At 39.6% G+C, this 16,789-nt stretch carries 19 protein-coding genes; 10 read left to right on the plus strand and 9 right to left on the minus strand.

Annotated features, from left to right (window positions below; all coding sequences use genetic code 11):
- Positions 1-41: 41 nt before the first annotated feature.
- The 3 genes from FCL54_RS08490 to FCL54_RS08500 form a co-directional block, all read right to left on the minus strand.
- Complete coding sequence (locus tag FCL54_RS08490) at positions 42-806, minus strand: prolyl oligopeptidase family serine peptidase (protein ID WP_138125318.1); 765 nt, start codon at positions 804-806, stop codon at positions 42-44.
- Positions 807-952: 146 nt separating this feature from the next.
- Positions 953-1,297, minus strand: a complete 345-nt coding sequence (locus FCL54_RS08495; RefSeq protein ID WP_138125320.1) for a hypothetical protein — start codon at positions 1,295-1,297, stop codon at positions 953-955.
- A 253-nt stretch (positions 1,298-1,550) separates the two neighbouring features.
- Complete coding sequence (locus tag FCL54_RS08500) at positions 1,551-3,020, minus strand: Na+/H+ antiporter NhaC family protein (RefSeq protein WP_138125322.1); 1,470 nt, start codon at positions 3,018-3,020, stop codon at positions 1,551-1,553.
- Between the two features lie 186 nt (positions 3,021-3,206).
- Here FCL54_RS08500 and FCL54_RS08505 point away from each other — a divergent pair, with 186 nt between their 5' ends.
- From FCL54_RS08505 to FCL54_RS08510, 3 genes are all read left to right on the plus strand, one after another.
- Positions 3,207-4,043 carry a Cof-type HAD-IIB family hydrolase gene (locus FCL54_RS08505; protein ID WP_138125324.1) on the plus strand — a complete coding sequence of 279 codons (837 nt, stop codon included), beginning with the start codon at positions 3,207-3,209 and terminating at the stop codon, positions 4,041-4,043.
- Between the two features lie 78 nt (positions 4,044-4,121).
- The gene (locus tag FCL54_RS23920; protein WP_171016749.1) at positions 4,122-4,277 is read left to right on the plus strand and encodes a hypothetical protein; all 156 of its coding nucleotides are present in this window, start codon (positions 4,122-4,124) and stop codon (positions 4,275-4,277) included.
- A gap of 4 nt (positions 4,278-4,281) precedes the next feature.
- Positions 4,282-4,515: a DUF3813 domain-containing protein gene (locus FCL54_RS08510; protein ID WP_138125326.1), complete on the plus strand. Its 234-nt coding sequence runs from the start codon at positions 4,282-4,284 to the stop codon at positions 4,513-4,515.
- An 88-nt stretch (positions 4,516-4,603) separates the two neighbouring features.
- Here the strand turns inward: FCL54_RS08510 and FCL54_RS08515 are convergent, their stop codons facing one another.
- Positions 4,604-5,197 carry a GDSL-type esterase/lipase family protein gene (locus FCL54_RS08515; RefSeq protein WP_171016750.1) on the minus strand — a complete coding sequence of 198 codons (594 nt, stop codon included), beginning with the start codon at positions 5,195-5,197 and terminating at the stop codon, positions 4,604-4,606.
- Between the two features lie 14 nt (positions 5,198-5,211).
- Positions 5,212-5,880 (minus strand): Dph6-related ATP pyrophosphatase, encoded by a 669-nt coding sequence (locus tag FCL54_RS08520; protein WP_138125330.1) that lies wholly within the window; start codon positions 5,878-5,880, stop codon positions 5,212-5,214.
- Positions 5,881-6,129: 249 nt separating this feature from the next.
- Between FCL54_RS08520 and FCL54_RS08525 the strand changes: the two genes are divergently transcribed.
- Both FCL54_RS08525 and FCL54_RS08530 read left to right on the plus strand, forming a co-directional pair.
- Positions 6,130-6,585 carry a GNAT family N-acetyltransferase gene (locus tag FCL54_RS08525; protein WP_246055179.1) on the plus strand — a complete coding sequence of 152 codons (456 nt, stop codon included), beginning with the start codon at positions 6,130-6,132 and terminating at the stop codon, positions 6,583-6,585.
- A 77-nt stretch (positions 6,586-6,662) separates the two neighbouring features.
- Complete coding sequence (locus tag FCL54_RS08530; protein WP_138125332.1) at positions 6,663-6,932, plus strand: NifU N-terminal domain-containing protein; 270 nt, start codon at positions 6,663-6,665, stop codon at positions 6,930-6,932.
- A 102-nt stretch (positions 6,933-7,034) separates the two neighbouring features.
- Here FCL54_RS08530 and FCL54_RS08535 read toward each other — a convergent pair whose 3' ends face one another.
- Both FCL54_RS08535 and FCL54_RS08540 read right to left on the minus strand, forming a co-directional pair.
- Positions 7,035-7,496, minus strand: a complete 462-nt coding sequence (locus tag FCL54_RS08535) for a BsuPI-related putative proteinase inhibitor (RefSeq protein ID WP_138125334.1) — start codon at positions 7,494-7,496, stop codon at positions 7,035-7,037.
- A gap of 65 nt (positions 7,497-7,561) precedes the next feature.
- On the minus strand, positions 7,562-8,404 hold the full coding sequence (locus FCL54_RS08540; RefSeq protein ID WP_425467116.1) for a YitT family protein: 843 nt from the start codon (positions 8,402-8,404) through the stop codon (positions 7,562-7,564).
- A 700-nt stretch (positions 8,405-9,104) separates the two neighbouring features.
- Between FCL54_RS08540 and FCL54_RS08545 the strand changes: the two genes are divergently transcribed.
- Positions 9,105-9,959 carry a DegV family protein gene (locus tag FCL54_RS08545; protein WP_138125338.1) on the plus strand — a complete coding sequence of 285 codons (855 nt, stop codon included), beginning with the start codon at positions 9,105-9,107 and terminating at the stop codon, positions 9,957-9,959.
- A 212-nt stretch (positions 9,960-10,171) separates the two neighbouring features.
- On the opposite strand, the gene FCL54_RS08550 is transcribed toward FCL54_RS08545, so the two are convergent.
- Both FCL54_RS08550 and FCL54_RS08555 read right to left on the minus strand, forming a co-directional pair.
- Positions 10,172-11,332 carry a histidine kinase N-terminal domain-containing protein gene (locus tag FCL54_RS08550; protein WP_138125340.1) on the minus strand — a complete coding sequence of 387 codons (1,161 nt, stop codon included), beginning with the start codon at positions 11,330-11,332 and terminating at the stop codon, positions 10,172-10,174.
- 127 nt (positions 11,333-11,459) lie between these two features.
- A complete protein-coding gene (locus FCL54_RS08555; protein ID WP_138125342.1) occupies positions 11,460-12,881 on the minus strand; it encodes a Na+/H+ antiporter NhaC family protein in 1,422 nt (473 codons plus the stop codon).
- 153 nt (positions 12,882-13,034) lie between these two features.
- On the opposite strand from FCL54_RS08555, the gene FCL54_RS08560 reads away from it, so the two are divergent.
- The 4 genes from FCL54_RS08560 (at position 13,035) to ligD (FCL54_RS24760) (ending at position 16,761) form a co-directional block, all read left to right on the plus strand.
- Positions 13,035-13,904, plus strand: coding sequence for an SDR family oxidoreductase (locus tag FCL54_RS08560; RefSeq protein WP_138125344.1), 870 nt, complete (start codon positions 13,035-13,037; stop codon positions 13,902-13,904).
- 165 nt (positions 13,905-14,069) lie between these two features.
- A complete protein-coding gene (gene ku / locus FCL54_RS08565; RefSeq protein WP_138125608.1) occupies positions 14,070-14,927 on the plus strand; it encodes a non-homologous end joining protein Ku in 858 nt (285 codons plus the stop codon).
- Positions 14,927-15,874, plus strand: coding sequence for a non-homologous end-joining DNA ligase (ligD, locus tag FCL54_RS24755; protein WP_342773866.1), 948 nt, complete (start codon positions 14,927-14,929; stop codon positions 15,872-15,874). Before ku ends, ligD (FCL54_RS24755) begins: the two co-directional genes overlap by 1 nt.
- Positions 15,841-16,761 (plus strand): non-homologous end-joining DNA ligase, encoded by a 921-nt coding sequence (gene ligD, locus FCL54_RS24760; RefSeq protein WP_342773867.1) that lies wholly within the window; start codon positions 15,841-15,843, stop codon positions 16,759-16,761. Before ligD (FCL54_RS24755) ends, ligD (FCL54_RS24760) begins: the two co-directional genes overlap by 34 nt.
- The last annotated feature ends 28 nt before the right edge of the window (positions 16,762-16,789 follow it).

A 16,789-nucleotide genomic window follows, 5' to 3' on the forward strand; every position in this document is an offset into this window, starting at 1 on the left:
TAATTGGACATTTCTTAAACTAATAACAAAATTAGTATTTCCTATAAGTGCTTTTTGAACCAGTTTACTGTTTCTAAAACAGCTTCTCTGGATACTTTATGCCCTGAAAAATCATCAGCGATAAATTTCAAACGGTCTTGTTCGTTATAGCTTGATTTAATCTCTTCATAAAAACTGTAAGTAGGAGCATATGGAACGACCTGATCCACTTTACTGTGCCAGACCATCAACGGTCTGCCTGCAAGCTTCTCTTTATGTAAAGAAAGATCAAAGGGTTTCAATCCCTCTATCTTCGCATACAGTTCTTCTTCAGCAACAGGAATAGTCAGTCCTTCTTCCTTTATTTTTGAAATCTGGGCATCTGCCAGAGCAGAATATGCCGGTGATCCCATTAAGGAAACAGCTGTGTTTATCCAGGAATATTGAGTGAGGGCACCAAACGTAATAATTCCTCCCATCGATGTTCCTGACATTCCGATCCGTTTTTCATCTGCAAGTCCTCTTGAAACAAAGTTTTCTTTCAGATCATTAAGTTCTTGAATACTGTTGACTACAATATCCCAGAAAGAAAAATTGCGCTGTTCAGCTGATAGGCTTCCTTCCCGTACTCCGTGATGCTTTGCCTCAGGAAGTATCACCCGGTATCCCTCTTCTGCCAGATAATACGCAATGTGAAGGTTATGTTCCTTTGCACTCGTAAAGCCATGCTGGAAAATAACCAGTGGAAGGCTTTCTTTTGCAATGGAATCTTTTGCAACATGTAGTACCGGTATATCCTTAACATGTTCATTCCTAATAGTTATCATCGTTGTATCTCCTTATACCAAAACTAACCTAATCGTATCACTGCCGTTAACGAAAGAAAAATAAAAGAACTTCCTTAGCAGCAAATACACGAGAAAAAATATGGTCCGTTATAACTTAGAATCAAAAAAAGCGTGTGATAGTGATATCACACGCTTGTATGGTTTCCTTCATCATCATTTTCCTGGGCTCTTCTTGCCTGTTCAACCTTTTCCTTGTTGGCTAACTTGTTATAATACTGAACTCCGAACTGTGATCCTTCATAAACCATCTTGCTGTCTCCACTATCATATTCACGGTCCGGTGGGATTGGGTTTCCTGCTCTGTCAACCGGTAATCCCCTGTCCTGTCTTTTGGTTGGCTTAACTTTTTGCCGTAGTTTATAAAATTGTGTAACTAATTTATCTCTCATTTTACGATCTTGCATCAAATATGCGGTAACACCTGCTGTTCCTACTGCAACTGTGGATAAAACAACACCCTTTTTATTCATGATTTCCCTCCTACTATTGTTTAAAATTATTATTTATTTGTTGTAATCTATTTACCCTATCAAAAGCAAATTAAACGCTGGGAGTTCTGGAAATCACTTTTTCTTCGTCAATAAAAGAGGATGACTCAAAAAGCAAAGTGTCAGCCCCCTCCGATAGATTAGCAAGAAAAACTTGTTCTAACGTTTTTCTAGATTTGTGCTAAACGGAGGGAGTCAGACCCTTATGAGTCATCCCTCTAACAAGATTGTTTTATTATTTTTCTGGCATGATTTCTTCTCCGTTTTCACCTGTGTAACGTAGACCCCAGCCAGTGACGGCCGCTATAAACATTACGATAAGCAGCCCCCAGCCCTGGAAGACATATGGGAAAACGTCGGTAGGATTAACTACCTGGATAAAGTCATATTCCTCCGCAACTCCCTGTATCGTTGCCCAGGCAAGCAAAACCCCACCGCTCCATGGAAATATATAACCAAGTGAAGACGAAACGGTATCTAGAAAGTTCGCCCTTCGATAAGGATGGATGTTGTATTCCTTCCCAAGCCTTCTGACAAATGGACCTGCCGCGATTTCAGCCGCCGTGTTGATGGTGATAAAAACATTTAGCACTGCTACTATCCCAAAAATAAACAGTTCTGCTCTCCGGACCACTCCATTTATCATCTTCATGAATGATTCCTTAATCGCTTCCATTGTTCCCGCAGCTTCCATTAAGTGAGCGGCAGCAAGGATAAACAAGATTAGAATAGCCATGTTGAAGTAGCCGCCGATCCCACTCATCAGTGCGCCTTCCACAACAGGAGAGCCATCTTGTTTGTAGATATGGAGAATTTCCGTTAACGGGGTATCTGTAACAAAAATGAAACCGATAGAAAGTACAATTCCCCATGTTAAGGATGTTAAGAGATGATGACCGGATAATGCGAGATAGATGACAACAGCAAAAGGTATTAATAATAGCAAGCCTGCTGGAGATACATCTGCCTGTAATTGATTAACGACTCCCGCACTTCCCATTTCTCCTCCTCCGCCAAAAATGACAAACAATATGAGCGACGGGATTGCAGCGGTTATCGAATACTTGAAACGGGAACGAACAACACCCGGGACATCTGCATCCTGGGTTGTTGCGGAAACGATCGTCGTATCTGATACAGGAGCAAGGTTATCCCCAAAGACAGCTCCACTTAAGATGGCTGCCAATAAAATGACGGGGTCTGCACCAAGTATGATTCCCGCTGGATACATTAAAACTCCGAAAGTGGCAACTGTTCCGTAACCAGTACCTACTGCAGTAGCAAAAAGCGCTGATAGTAAAAAAGTCAATCCGACAAAAAAACCGCCTTCCAGGTTGGTTTGAAGGCCGAACCAGATTAATCCTTCAACAAGCCCCCCTGCTGATAAAAGTTTTGCAAACATACCTGCCCAAAACCATGCAATAACTGCAATAACGCCGATTGGCTGTGCCATTCCGGAGAACAAAGCTTGAGCATAGTCGCTCCATTTGGATTTACAGAAGAAGAGCCCGACGGTTACACCGATTACCATTCCTAATACGAGTGCTTCCTCCGTAACCAATTGCATCACACTTAAGGTGATTGCCCAAATGATGAAAAAAATTAACGGAATTGTTGCAGCGAATACACCGCCTCTGAACCTCAAGCGTTTCACTTCTTTTTGACCAATTGCTTCATCGATTGCTTCATTTTTTTCAAAACTCATCTTTTTCCTCCCCTGTAAGTCTATGATGTTTTCTCTTACAGTTTATAAAAAAGTTAGAAAAAAGTAAATTTTTGTTGCAGAATGTCGAATTCCAATACTTTTTCTGTATTATAGACAGCCTTCCGTATAGTTATGTAAAATATATAATGAACTTTATTTTAAAACTGACCAGTAAAGGAGCGCTTTATGAAAGAACCACATTTAATAGCAATTGACTTAGACGGTACTCTGTTAACAGATGATAAGGAAATATCCGCCCGAACAAAAGGAATCTTGTTTGAAGCACGAAAACAGGGTCATCATGTGGTGATCGCTACAGGGCGTCCTTATAGAGCGAGCCACATGTATTACCATGAACTGAACCTTGATACACCAATTGTAAATTTTAATGGGGCTTTTGTTCATCATCCTCTAAATGATAGCTGGGGAGTTCACCACACGCCTCTTGATTTGTCCACAGCGAAATCCATCATAAACACCTGCCGGGAATTCGATGTGAAAAATGTCATGGCAGAAGTGATCGATGATGTTTATTTACACAACCATGATGAATATATAATCGATTCGTTTTTTAATCGTGATACACCAGTACAAACAGGGGATCTTCATCGCATATTAAAAGATGATCCTACCTCTCTTTTAATCTATCCACATGAACATCAGGTAAAAGACCTTCGTCATTTATTAGAACATCATCATGCTGAAGTAATTGAACACCGTGTCTGGGCAGCGCCCTGGAACGTGATTGAAATTGTTCGGACCGGATTAAACAAAGCTGTTGGGCTACAAAAAATTGCTGATTATTTAAACGTTCCTAAAAACAGAATCATTGCATTCGGCGATGAAGACAATGATCTGGAAATGATCGAATATGCCGGGCACGGAGTCGCGATGGGTAACGCCATTGATGATTTAAAAAGCATTGCCGACTCTATTACCAAAACTAATGAGGAAGACGGTATAGCACATTACCTGGAAGATGTTTTAAAGCTTAGAATCAATACAAAAGAAAGCCTATTATAAGAGGCTTTCTTTTTTCGTACATGTACATATTTTGCAATAATCCTGTTTACACTATGACTGAAAAAGGGAGGGATCAGTATGAGCAAACACAGCAAATCAAAACGGACAGTGGAACAGGGTGCGGAGAGAGTTGTTGAACACATGGACGAAAAAGATCTTGTAAGCATGAGCAATAAGGAAAATGAAAAACGGAAACAAAAACAACAAGAAAATTTATCTTTAGGCGGGGACTAAAAAAGTGGCAAATGTTAAATTCCAGCTTGCACGAGAAGCAGTAGATAAAGCGGAACAGCTGGTAAAAGAAGATGTTTCAGTGGAAAGTGCTGAAGCGATCGCAAACCAGCTTGCTATAGCAAAAAACAATCTTTCATTAGCATTCGCCCATTCATCTGATGCAGAAAAGGTGCAACTGGAGGACTACCAGCAAACACTCGAGGAATTAAGTGATCATTTTTCAAATAAGCCATTTTAAAAATAAAAGGACTGATCAATTGTTGACACGCCTTTTATTCTACTCTCTGGTGGAATCAAAAGCAGCCATACAAGGTGATTCAGTCCTTTTACAATGATAAAAAACGGAGAACGGATTTCTTTTTCTTGTATTGAATCCGTATTTTTCGAATAATTTCATGTGCTATAAGTTTATATCCTTTGTTGTTCAATTCATAGCCATCGTCTTTTAACATGGAATGGTATGTATTGCGCTCTTTCATCATGGACCATAAGTCAATGTAATGAGCTCCTGTTTTATCAGCAAGGTCTCTGACCTTATTTGCATACATTTCCATCCTTTTATTGTTTCTATAGTTCTGCATTGTTTCATCTATAGGTGAAGGGCTTATTAGGATTACTTTCTCCGGGGAAATGTTACGGATCATATAAGTTAGATTTTTTTCATATTCGGAAAGCTCGATTCCCGCATTTTCGCTCGCATCATTCCCTCCGAAGAAAATTGTCACAAGGTCAGGCTTGTAACTCATGACATCAGATTGAAACCTCATCACACCATCTCTCGTTGTTCCAGCTTCTGTTCCTGCATTGATAACGATCCAGTCTTCCATCTCTTCCCTGATTCTTGAAGTTAACCGAAGACCTCCATCCCAGTCGCATTCACCAGCGGTAATATTATCCCCAAAGCAAACCAATGTAGGCAATCCAAACACTCCTTTCATTCACAGGCGTATTTTAATTCCAGCGTCAAAAAGCTCCCGTTCCTGGTCAGATTTCCGCTTTTATACTTAATGCGCTCAGAAAAATTCGGCCCGTTTATCACAAAGGTATGAAACTCTCCATTTTCTCCACACGGATCCACATCTTCCGGCAGGCTGTCCACAAAACCCTCATCGTACTTCTTTCCGATCCATTCCGCGGCAACTTTATCTGTATCGACAGTAGTAATCACCGCTTCAAACCCCAGAGAAAAAAACGTTTCTGCAAGCTTTTTTGTATCCTGTTTCCAGAGTGGGAAAATTGGCTTCAAACAACTTTTCCGGATGGTATTCTCCCTGAATTCTTTGATATCTTCAAGGAATATATCTCCAAATGCTATATTGTTCACTCTATTCTTAAAATCTCCTAATGCGTTCCCTACTAAAGCTTCGTACCGCTCATTAGAACAGCCATCTGGCAAAGTCGTTATTTTTATCGGCAGCATCAGCTTTAAAGCCTGTTCTTTGATTAACTGAACAGAGACACCATGAAATGCAACGGAGTCCGATTGTTCCTGAACTGTTGTCCAGAGTCCCTCCACCTGGTAACGGTTTTCCTTTTGCAATAGGTACAGCGCAAGCGCACTGTCTTTTCCGCTGCTCCAGGAAAACACCACTGAATGGCACATCGAAAAACTCCTTTCCACTATATAGACGAATGACCAAGGGTAATTGTTTCAAATTTTCACATGATTTAACAAATTCAATTTTAAATATACCGTCCTAAGAAACTGGATGCTTGCATAGAACTGTATCATCAATCAAAATAACAGTAGACTCTACAGGATTCGTACCGAAATTGAAAATTAAGTTTGTTGTTATACAGGAATTTTAAAAAGAATTATGGAAGTAAGATAGGACAAGGAGGAGTGAAACCAGTGAAAGTTTACCAGGCAGGAACTCAGGCAGATGAGAACTTTAAGCATAAAGTAGCAGACCTTTTAATGAAACAGATGACCAGACCCAATAATGAAGAAACTTATAATCTTATATTAAACGGAATAAACCTTGCTTTAGAAGAATCCTCTCCTTCTAAAATCGTGGTAGCGGAATCAAAAGAAAACGAAATCATAGGCGTTGCTTTCTTTAATATTGGAATTAGCCTTACAAACGGCGGCCCTTATATATGGCTGAACGAACTATATGTAGATCCAGATTATCGAAATCGCGGAGTTGGCAGGAAGCTTCTTCTGCATGTTATTTATTGGGCGGAACATGAAGGAATTAAAACGATAGAACTTGAAACGGGTATAAACAATGAAGTAACAAAGCATATGTATAACTCTCTGGGCTTTTATGACATTGTTTCTAAAAGATATGGATTCAGCTTTTAAAAAACGGGGAAAATATTTTGAAGACCATTATATGTTTGATAAACTAGTAGTGGAAATAAACGTAAAGGAGTGGCAGGATGGCTATTGAAGTAAGATACGATCATACACCTAATCCAAACGCAGTTAAGTTTACTGCTAATCAAGTTGTTTTTGAAGGAACAGGAAGTTATTCATTTAAACAGGGAGAGGACGCGAACCATCCATTGGCTGCAGCGCTTCTTGATATCGAAGGCGTTGATAACGTGTTTGGTTACCAGGATTTTGTAACGGTAAACAAAAAAGCGGATGCCGATTGGGATACTCTTATTCCTAATGTAAAGGAAGCATTTCAAAAAATATATGGTTAAACAATAAAAGAAACCGTTCCAGGCGAACGGTTTCTTTTTTGTTTTGTAATTCCTTTCTACCCAGAAGAACTTATTGATTTCCCTTTATAAACTGAGTAGCTTTTACGGGTTTACAAAAAACACTTTTTTCGCTTTAAGTTTTTTTTCGTTTATCTTCGGTTCTGTCTTGGTTGCAGTAATTATCCCGGTTATCAAATATGGCCCTGGTTCTAATTGGTTGATGCCGGTGTTCCAGTCCGCTGTCCATTGTTTGGTTTCATTCGGAGGTATTCTGACTTTTTCAAAAGATTGAGTGAACATTCTTCCTTCAGAGTATCTATAAAGTTCTTCACCTTTTTTATTTTGAACCTCTACTTCGATTTTTTGGCCTGTTGGAAAAGTTAATAACAGCTCTTCTTCCATGTTATTCGTTATTTTAACTGTAAAGGTTGTCTTCCCTTGATGCTGTTCAAATAAAACAGCTGTAGTGACTTCATCAATTCCCGGAGTCTCTGCGGCTGCTTCATTACCATTCCCTGTGGAAAACAGCATCACGAATAGAAGCAAAATGATAATTTTCTTCATTTCAAAAGCTCCTTTGCCTACTTTTTTATTAGTTTGAAGCAAAGGAGCGTTTTTATGCGAAATGTCTAGAAACTGTCATTTCTGAAAAAGCCGAAAATACCGGCTGTGTTTATTATGTTAGTAAATGCTTTTGGATCAACATCTTTTATAATATGCTCCAGGTTATACAATTCATATCGTGTGATAACCATCATCAGCATTTCTTTATCTTCACCCATATAAGCACCTTTGGCAGGAAACTTTGTAATCCCCCTGACCAGTTTGTCGTGAATTGCTTTTTGCAGTTCGTTCCCTTTTGTTGTAATAATCATAGCAGTCAGTTTTTCATGGCGAGTATGAATAACATCAATTACTCGGGAACTAACATAAAGCGTTACAAGTGTATACAATGCTTTTTCCCATCCGTATAGCACGCCAGCAGTCAGTATGATCAACGAGTTCATTGTAAAAAAGTAATTGCCTATCGGTTTGTCCTTCATTCTTGATAAAATCATGGCGATAATATCCATCCCGCCAGTTGATGCGCCCCATTTTAGCGTTAGACCTACGCCGATCGCACCGATCACACCACCGAATACAGCATTTAACAAAATATCTTCTGAGATTTCCTGAACCGGGATTAATTCAAGAAAGAATGTTGTGGCAACAACGCTGATGATACTATAAATAGTGAATGATTTACCCACTTTGATCCAGCCTAAAATGCCAACAGGAATGTTTAATATAAATAAGAGAATACCAGTCGATACATTAAAAGGGGCAAACTCTTCTGTAATACTGGAAAGCAGCTGTGCGATCCCAGTAAAACCACTTGCATAAACATTTGCAGGAATTAAAAAGAGATTCAGTGAAACAGCACCAAGTACTGCCCCTACTAATATTACGATAATTTTTTTGACTTCTTCCAAGGATGTCCCCCCTCTTTTTTCCATTAGGATCTTTTCGCATACTTTGTTGCTTATTAAGCTTCATAATAGAGATTTAATGCGACATAATTGCAGCATTGATTTCCACTCCAGGCAGTTCGTTTTCCGCGGGCAACGCTTCAGCTTCCTCGTCAGCAAGAACCCCCTGTCTAGTTCCGGCTCCACCTTTCAACACTGCCGGATCTTCAGCTGTTGCTTTTCCCCCAGGACAAGGAAGGCTTCGGCAGCGTTATATCACACGCAGGAAATGTGAATACATTTTCGAGGAGTCGACTGCCCGCTGCTCCAATCAATTGACGTTTTTCAAAGATGTGGAACATCAAAGACCCCGCATGGAGCGTTTTGTGCGAGTGAGGAGGCTCAGCGCGAGCCCGCGGAAAGCGTAGTGTATTTCCGTAGCGGTCAGCCGTTTGCTATGGCGCAGTTTATCGCTTTTGTGCAAAAACAACACTCTATTAGAAAAGAGCCTTTCAGTAAGTTCCGAGAATAAAAACGATTATTTCACGAACTTATTTTTAACAAACAATCAACCATTAAGTCAACCTTTTCTATTATTCCCTCTATAATCATGCTCTAAAAAGTTTAAATTGATTTTATAGGCCTTAGAGGCTACACTTTAATCAAACCTGTATCATTCAACAGAAAAACATTGAAAAATATTTAATTAGAGGGTGAGTAAAAGATGAACGTAAAAATCATTACCGATTCAGGTTGTGATTTACCAGAATCCCTAATCGAACAGTACGCTATTGAAGTCATGCCACTTATTGTAAACATAGACGGGCAGGAATACTTTGATATGCAAGGCATCAAAGCAAAGGAACTATATTCTGCATTGCGAGAAGGCAAAATCGCCAAGACAGCGCAGGTCCCACCGGCAAAAATCAGAGAAGTGTTCCAATCTTACATTGATCAAAATCTACCTTTCCTTTACATAGGTCTTTCATCAGAGCTTTCAGGCACTTTCCAGTCTGCTTATGTTACCAAAAATGAACTTGCAGAAGAAAACCCGGATGCTGAGATGGAGGTATTAGATTCAAAAGCAGCTTCCCTTGGTTATGGATTAATGGTGCTAAAAGCTGCTCAGCTTGCTGAAAAGGGACTTTCTCTTTCTGAAATAAAAAATGAAATCGCTTCCGCTTATGTTCCACATATGGAGCATATCTTTACAGTTGATGATCTCGATTTTCTCCAACGCGGCGGAAGAGTAAGCAAAGCCTCCGCCTTTGTTGGCGGTCTCCTGAAAATCAAACCAGTATTACATGTTGAAGATGGCAAGCTCGTTCCTATCGAAAAAGTTCGTGGCAGAAACAAGGTTTTCAAACGGATGGTAGAAATAATGGAAGAACGCGGATCCAATGTTAAGGAACAAATAATCGGCATAAGCCATGGAGATGATCTAGAAAGTGCCGAGAAGTTAAAAGAGCTGATCAAAGACTCTCTCGGAGCTGAAAACTTTCTTATTCATACAGTAGGAGCAACTATCGGTTCGCATTCTGGTCCCGGAACGATTGCTTTGTTCTTTTTAAACAAGTAACACACATTCCCTGTTTTTACCCTATAATCCAAGGAAATAACCAGGATATTTGATGATTCTTATACTATCATCTTTTCGAGTGATGCAAACCGCTTCGGAAGAATAATCGCTGGAAGGTCTAAAAGAAAAATCCGAACTCATTCAAATTCTTATGAAAGAATGTTGAATGACAGTTCGGATTTTCCTTTGGCTAAAATATATTTGGCCCATTCTCACTTTGCTTCATACTTTAGTTTTTCAACGGATGATTTATCCACAAGGATTTCAAAGGCGGTGGTTTCATTGTTAGATTCAACAGATATTGTTCCGTTATGCTTTTGAATAATCTGTTTACATACTGAAAGGCCAAGCCCTGTTCCTAATTCCTTCGTTGTTATAAATGGCTCAAATATGTTCTCCAGCAGATGTCCGGGGATTTGAGAGCCGTTATTTGAAATTTTTAATATAACCGTTTTATCAGACTCCGATAGATCAATCCATATCTTTCTGTTATCCCTATTGTTATTCGCCAATTCTTCTATTGAGTTTATTACTATATTAAGGAAAACCTGTTTAATCTGGTTTTCCACCCCGAAAATATATACATCGGGTTCAATCTTTTCCAACACCTCAATCTGCTCCTCTACAAAACGGGTGAATAGAAAGTCGATGCTATGCCTGATCGATGCTGAAAGATTAAACAAATCACCTTTATCATCAAGACCTTTCAGCTTAGAAAGATACAAAAAGTGACTGACTTTATCCTGTAAGCTCTCCATCTCCTGATTAATGATGGAAAAATATTGTCTGTTATTCCGAGAGCCATCTGCCTGTTCAATCAATCTTAGAAAACCTTTGATAGAGGTTAGCGGATTTCTGAACTCATGTGCAAAACTTGGAGCTAACTTCCCTAAAATCGCTAACCTATCGTTATGCATCTCTTTAATAAACTGGTTTTTCTCTTGTAAGATCCTATCTTTTATTTCGGTATATTCCGTAACTGAATAGTAAAGAAACTGATCAAAGTACGAATTAATCAGAGGAACTGCCCCCGCAACTTCTTCTCGGGATAAAATCGAATCGATTGCTAGTTCCATTACAACCGATCGGCCTTGATTAATATTTGCTACAAACTCACCGATATTCACGTCTGCCTCAACACGTTCTGTTGCAATCTTTCGAGTCAGATTAATAATTAGATGATGGTCAGGTTTCCGAATATAATCGGCGATTAAGCCAACGGTTCTTTTACCGTTCAAAATAATTTCTTCCAAGAACGGATCTGTTGCAGCAAGCCGCGCAATTTCCAACCACCGTTCAACGATCTTATCCTGATTCCTTTCAAGATGCGTAGCAAGCTTATCAGCTTGTTCTTTAGTTAGTTTATTGCTCATTCTGCTGACCTCTCTTCCGGTCTACTCTTATCCATTATTGTAGCATTCTCTGAATATCTATTCTATAACTGGTAGTAAAAAATACCTGACTATTCGATAGAGCCAGATTGGGATACTACAGTCTGATTCACTTCATTATCCATCCAGCGACAAGGAAAAGAACAGCCGAGAGGATTGCTGCTGTAAAATTATAATAGGAAGCATACTTAATATATTTCATATGATTTGCTTTACTAATGTTTGATGCCATATTTGTCATTCCTGATACTGGAGAGGTCACATCTCCGAATGTACCGCCAGATAATACTGCAGCAACCGCAAGCGGAATATTTCCTCCTGTTGAGACACTAAGCGATATTGCTACAGGCATCAAAAGAGCCCAACCTCCCCAGGAAGAACCTATAAAATACGTAACCGCTCCTGTCACGATAAAGATAATTAACGGAACAATAAGAGATGGCATGGAATCGCCGATGGTTTGTTTAATAAGTTCTGACAATCCCAAATCCCGTGATATGGCGGAAAGCGGCCATGCGAGAACAAGGATCGCGAGTGTATGCATTAAATCATTACCTCCAGCAATTAAGTCTGAGGTTATCCCTTTTAATTCATATCCCTGCACTAAATACAGCACTGATGTTATCAGCATGGTAGAAAAAAGAGCAAGAAGCATTGCGTTAGTTGGGTCTGCCGCAGTAATGACAGATACTAGATCGGAATTGTCACCCGCTTCTCTCATTCCAAAAAGCCATAATAACCCGAAGCTTAATAGGATTAAAACAACCATCGGCACCCACATGTTGAATAAACGCGGTTCCAACTTCGGCTTCTTTTCTCCCATTTTCATCTCGTGTTTCTGTCTCTCATCTTTCTTGTTTTCTTTAAAAAACTGTTTCTTTTTTATGTCATAATAAATAGCTCCGAATGTAAGTAAAATCAAAACAATACTGAAAAACTGCAAGGGGATTGATTCAAGCAAAATTTGGTATGCTGATTTATTCTCTGATCCAGCTGTTTGCAGTCCCTGATTAATAATCCCGATGTTATACCCGACAAACGTTGTACCTAGAGGGATTATCACTACAATTGGGCTTGCCGTATTATTTAGCATAAATGCGAGCCTTTCTTTTGCTACATCATACTTATCTGCAAGAGGCTTCATGATTGAGCCTGCCGATACTACCCGGAAACCGCAATCGATGAATGTTAAAGGGATCAAGCCCCAGATTCCATATAGGACACCCTTTCTATTGTTTATATAATGGTCCGCCTTCTTAATAAACGCCTTGATTCCTCCAGACTGTTTAATAAGATTAACGAAACCGCTGAACAAATATAAAAATAATAGTACTTGAAGATTTCCTTTGTCGGCCAGGACTTTCAATATGTAATCAAGGGCTGCCGGAAAACCTTCCAAGAATGATTTTGCTTCAACCATACTTCCAACAAGAACTCCAATAAACAATGATGGGATTATTTGCTTTGTCCAAATCGATAAAATTATTGTTAATAATGCAGGTACAATGGCTAACCATAATGAAAGTTCCAAGGTTGTCCCTCCAAAATATAAGTTTTTAACTATTTTCCTTCAAGCAGCCTGATATAAACATTACGGAAAAGCCATTGCTTGCTAAAATGTTTACAGCTTGAACAAAAAGGAAATGTAAACGGTAGATTTTGATATTAAAAGGAGGCGTTAAGCATGGATCCAAAAGATCGTCAAGTAAATGGACAACCTGCCCAGCATCAAGACCAACAGCCTGGAATCGAATCAAAGATGGACCCGAACCCAATTTCTGAAAGCCCTGATTATAAAGGAAGCGGCAAGTTAAAGAATAAATCTGTCCTGATAACTGGCGGCGACAGCGGCATCGGTAGAGCCGTATCGATCGCATATGCTAAAGAAGGGGCAAACGTTGCCATAGTTTACCTTAACGAAGACGGAGATGCAGAAGAAACGAAGCAGCAAGTCGAAGAAGAAGGTGTCCGATGCCTGTTGATTTCAGGAGATGTTGGTGATGAAGCCTTTTGTAAAGATGCAGTAGAAAAAACTGTTAGTGAATTTGGAAAGCTGGATATTCTCATTAATAATGCAGCAGAACAGCATCCGCAACAAAGCATCGAAGATATTTCTACAGAACAGCTTGAAAAAACGTTCCGTACAAACATTTTCTCCATGTTTCATATGACGAAAGCTGCTTTAAATCATCTAAAGGAAGGAAGCGCCATCATCAATACCGCTTCCATCACTGCATATGAAGGAAACCCGCAGTTAATCGATTATTCCAGTACGAAAGGAGCAATCGTTACCTTTACAAGATCAATGGCAAAGTCACTTGTCAAAAAAGGCATCCGGGTAAACGGCATCGCCCCTGGACCGATCTGGACGCCGTTGATTCCATCCACCTTTGCAGCGGATAAAGTGAAAAAGTTCGGTACCGACACACCGATGGGACGTCCAGGACAGCCTGAAGAACTAGCGCCAAGTTATGTACTGTTAGGATCTGATGATTCCACTTACATGACCGGCCAAATCATTCACATCAATGGAGGAAAATTTGCGACAACCTAAAATTATTGTGTTAGAGAGGCCATGATCGGCCTCTCTTTTTAATTGGAACCCACATCGATGATGCAATGTATAAATCGGCTGGAATAACAGGAAAGACTTTACACTCATGGATAAAATTCATTGTGTAAGAATAAGACCAAACAACATAAGAAAGGATTGAACGGAATGCACACGATGTGGAAAGGTTCGATAAGTTTTGGTCTTGTTAATATTCCTATCAAGCTTTATGCAGCCACAGAAGATAAAGATATCAAAACAAGGATGATTCATAAAGAGTGCCATACTCCAATTAAATATGAAAAAACATGCCCAACATGTGAAAAAGAAGTGAGCTCTGATGATATTGTGAGAGGTTATGAATATGAACAGGGAAAGTATGTCGTTTTAGAAAAGGAAGAGCTTGAGGCACTGAACAACCAAAACAATAAGTCCATCGAAATCGTTGACTTCGTGAAATTAGAAGAAATCGATCCTATCTATTATAACCGCTCCTATTTTGTCGGTCCGAACGAGAACGGCGGAAAACCCTTCATGCTTTTGAAGAAAGCAATGGAGGATTCAGGAAAAATTGGCGTAGCAAAGGTTACGATACGCTCCAAAGAACATCTTGCCCTTGTAAGAGTATATAAAAAGGGGCTTGTTCTCGAAACGATGTATTTTCCAGATGAAGTACGAAGCATCGACCATGTCCCTTCCATTCCTGAAAACCTCGAGCTAAGTGAAAAGGAACTAGACATGGCCAATCAACTGATCGACCAGTTAACAACAGAGTTTAATCCTGAAAAGTATAAAGATGAGCGGCGCGAGGCTATGATGGAGCTAATCGAGACTAAAATTTCCGGAAACGAAATCAAAGTGCCTAAAGCAGCGCCGAAACCAAATGTTGTGGACTTAATGGATGCACTGCAGGCAAGCATCGACGAAACGAAAAAAGAGGAACCTAAAATAGACGAACCTAAAAAAGAAGAGCCAAAAAAGAAGAAAAAGAAACCTTCTGTACGTAAGAAAAAGGCTTCAAGCTAATGGATATCAAATTACTTAAACCAATGCTCCCCACACTTGTCTTCGATAAACCGGAGGGGAAGAACTGGGTGTATGAAATCAAGCTTGATGGGTATCGCGCGATGGTGTATTGGACAGAAACTGATTTACAGGTTATCAGCCGAAATCTTAAACCGCTGACCGACCAATTTCCTGAAGTTGTTGAAGCGTTACAAAGGTTCTCTGAAATCGTCAAACAAGATTTACCTATTATACTCGATGGTGAACTTTGCATCCTTTTATCAAAACAAAAGGCTGATTTTGAAAAGCTCCAAATGCGAGGCAGGTTGCGCAACAAAGATAAAATCCAGATTAGTGCAAGAAAAACGCCAGCTGTGTTTTGCTCATTCGATATGCTGATGGTTAAGGGCGAATTTATCACTAACAAATTGTATAGAGAAAGAAAAGAACGGCTTAAATGTTTTTTCGAACAACTATCCTTTTGCAGAGGCATCGAGTATGTTCCATTCGAAGAGGATTGGAAAAAAATTTGGACAAAAGTAAAAAAAACTAACGGAGAAGGAGTTATCGCTAAAAAAACAACCAGTAAATGGGTTGCCGGAAAGCGGACAAATTCCTGGCTTAAGATTAAGAACTGGAAGACAGGATCATTTTTCCTTACTGCATACGATACGGAAAACGGATATTTTTATGTCGGCGTAATGAGAAACGGCCAAATTTACGAAGTCGGACTTTTTTCCCACGGGATCAGCGGAGATGAAAAAGAAGCGCTTGTAATGGTGATTAAAAAAAACAGTACCTCAATGAAAGACAACCTTATTCTAATAAAGCCGGGAATCGTAATAGACTTATCTTACCTAGAACTATACAAGGATCAGCTCCGCCAGCCACGTTTTAACTCATTCCGTTTTGATCTCTCCTGGGAGGATTGCACATGGGAAGCTCTTCAAATGAACGAGCAGATGTAAAAATAAACGGCAAAACTCTTGCCATTACAAGCCAGTCAAAACTGCTCTGGCCAGATAAAGCATTAACAAAGGCAGATTATCTCACTTACTTGATGAAAACATCTAACCGAATGCTCCCTTTTTTAAGGAACAGAACACTGACAGTTATTCGGTATCCACATGGAATGTTAGGAGAATCTTTTTATCAGAAAAACTGTCCTGATTACTCGCCTGACTTCATTGAAACACATCGATCGGAAGGAATCGATTATATTGTTTGTTCAAACCAGGAAACACTTCTGTGGCTTGGCAACCAACTTGCGTTTGAGTTTCATATCCCGTTTCAGACCACTTCTTCAAAAGGCCCGTCTGAAATCGTGATCGACCTGGACCCGCCTTCGCGAAACAATTTTAACCTTGCTGTTCATGCGGCTCAAATATTAAAAGAAATCTTTGACAGGTTAAAACTCATTTCATACGTAAAAACTTCTGGCAATAAAGGCCTTCAACTCTATTTGCCATTGCCTGAGAATGAATTCTCTTATGAGGATACGCGAAGATTCACTAAGTTTCTTGCAGACTTTCTTGTTAACAAAGAACCCACATGGTTTACGACCGAAAGAATGAAAAAAAACCGCGGTAATAAGCTTTATGTTGATTACCTGCAACATGCCGAAGGAAAAACCATTGTCGCACCTTATTCTGTAAGAGGAAACAAGGAAGCACTGGTTGCTACTCCTTTGTCCTGGAAAGAAGTGAAAGAAGACTTGTGCCCAGAGATGTTCCCTCTTGAGGTGATAGAAGAACGGTTAGAAAAGGAAGGATGCCCCTTTGATGATTTTTTTAAAATGAAAATAAAACAGCCTTTCGAACCGGTATTAAACTGGCTGATGGAAAAAGGGATTTGACACTTCCATAGCTATAGCAATGGGATTC

This window comes from Exobacillus caeni, assembly GCF_005747095.1.
In the GTDB taxonomy this organism is placed as follows: Bacteria; Bacillota; Bacilli; order Bacillales; family Guptibacillaceae; genus Exobacillus; species Exobacillus caeni.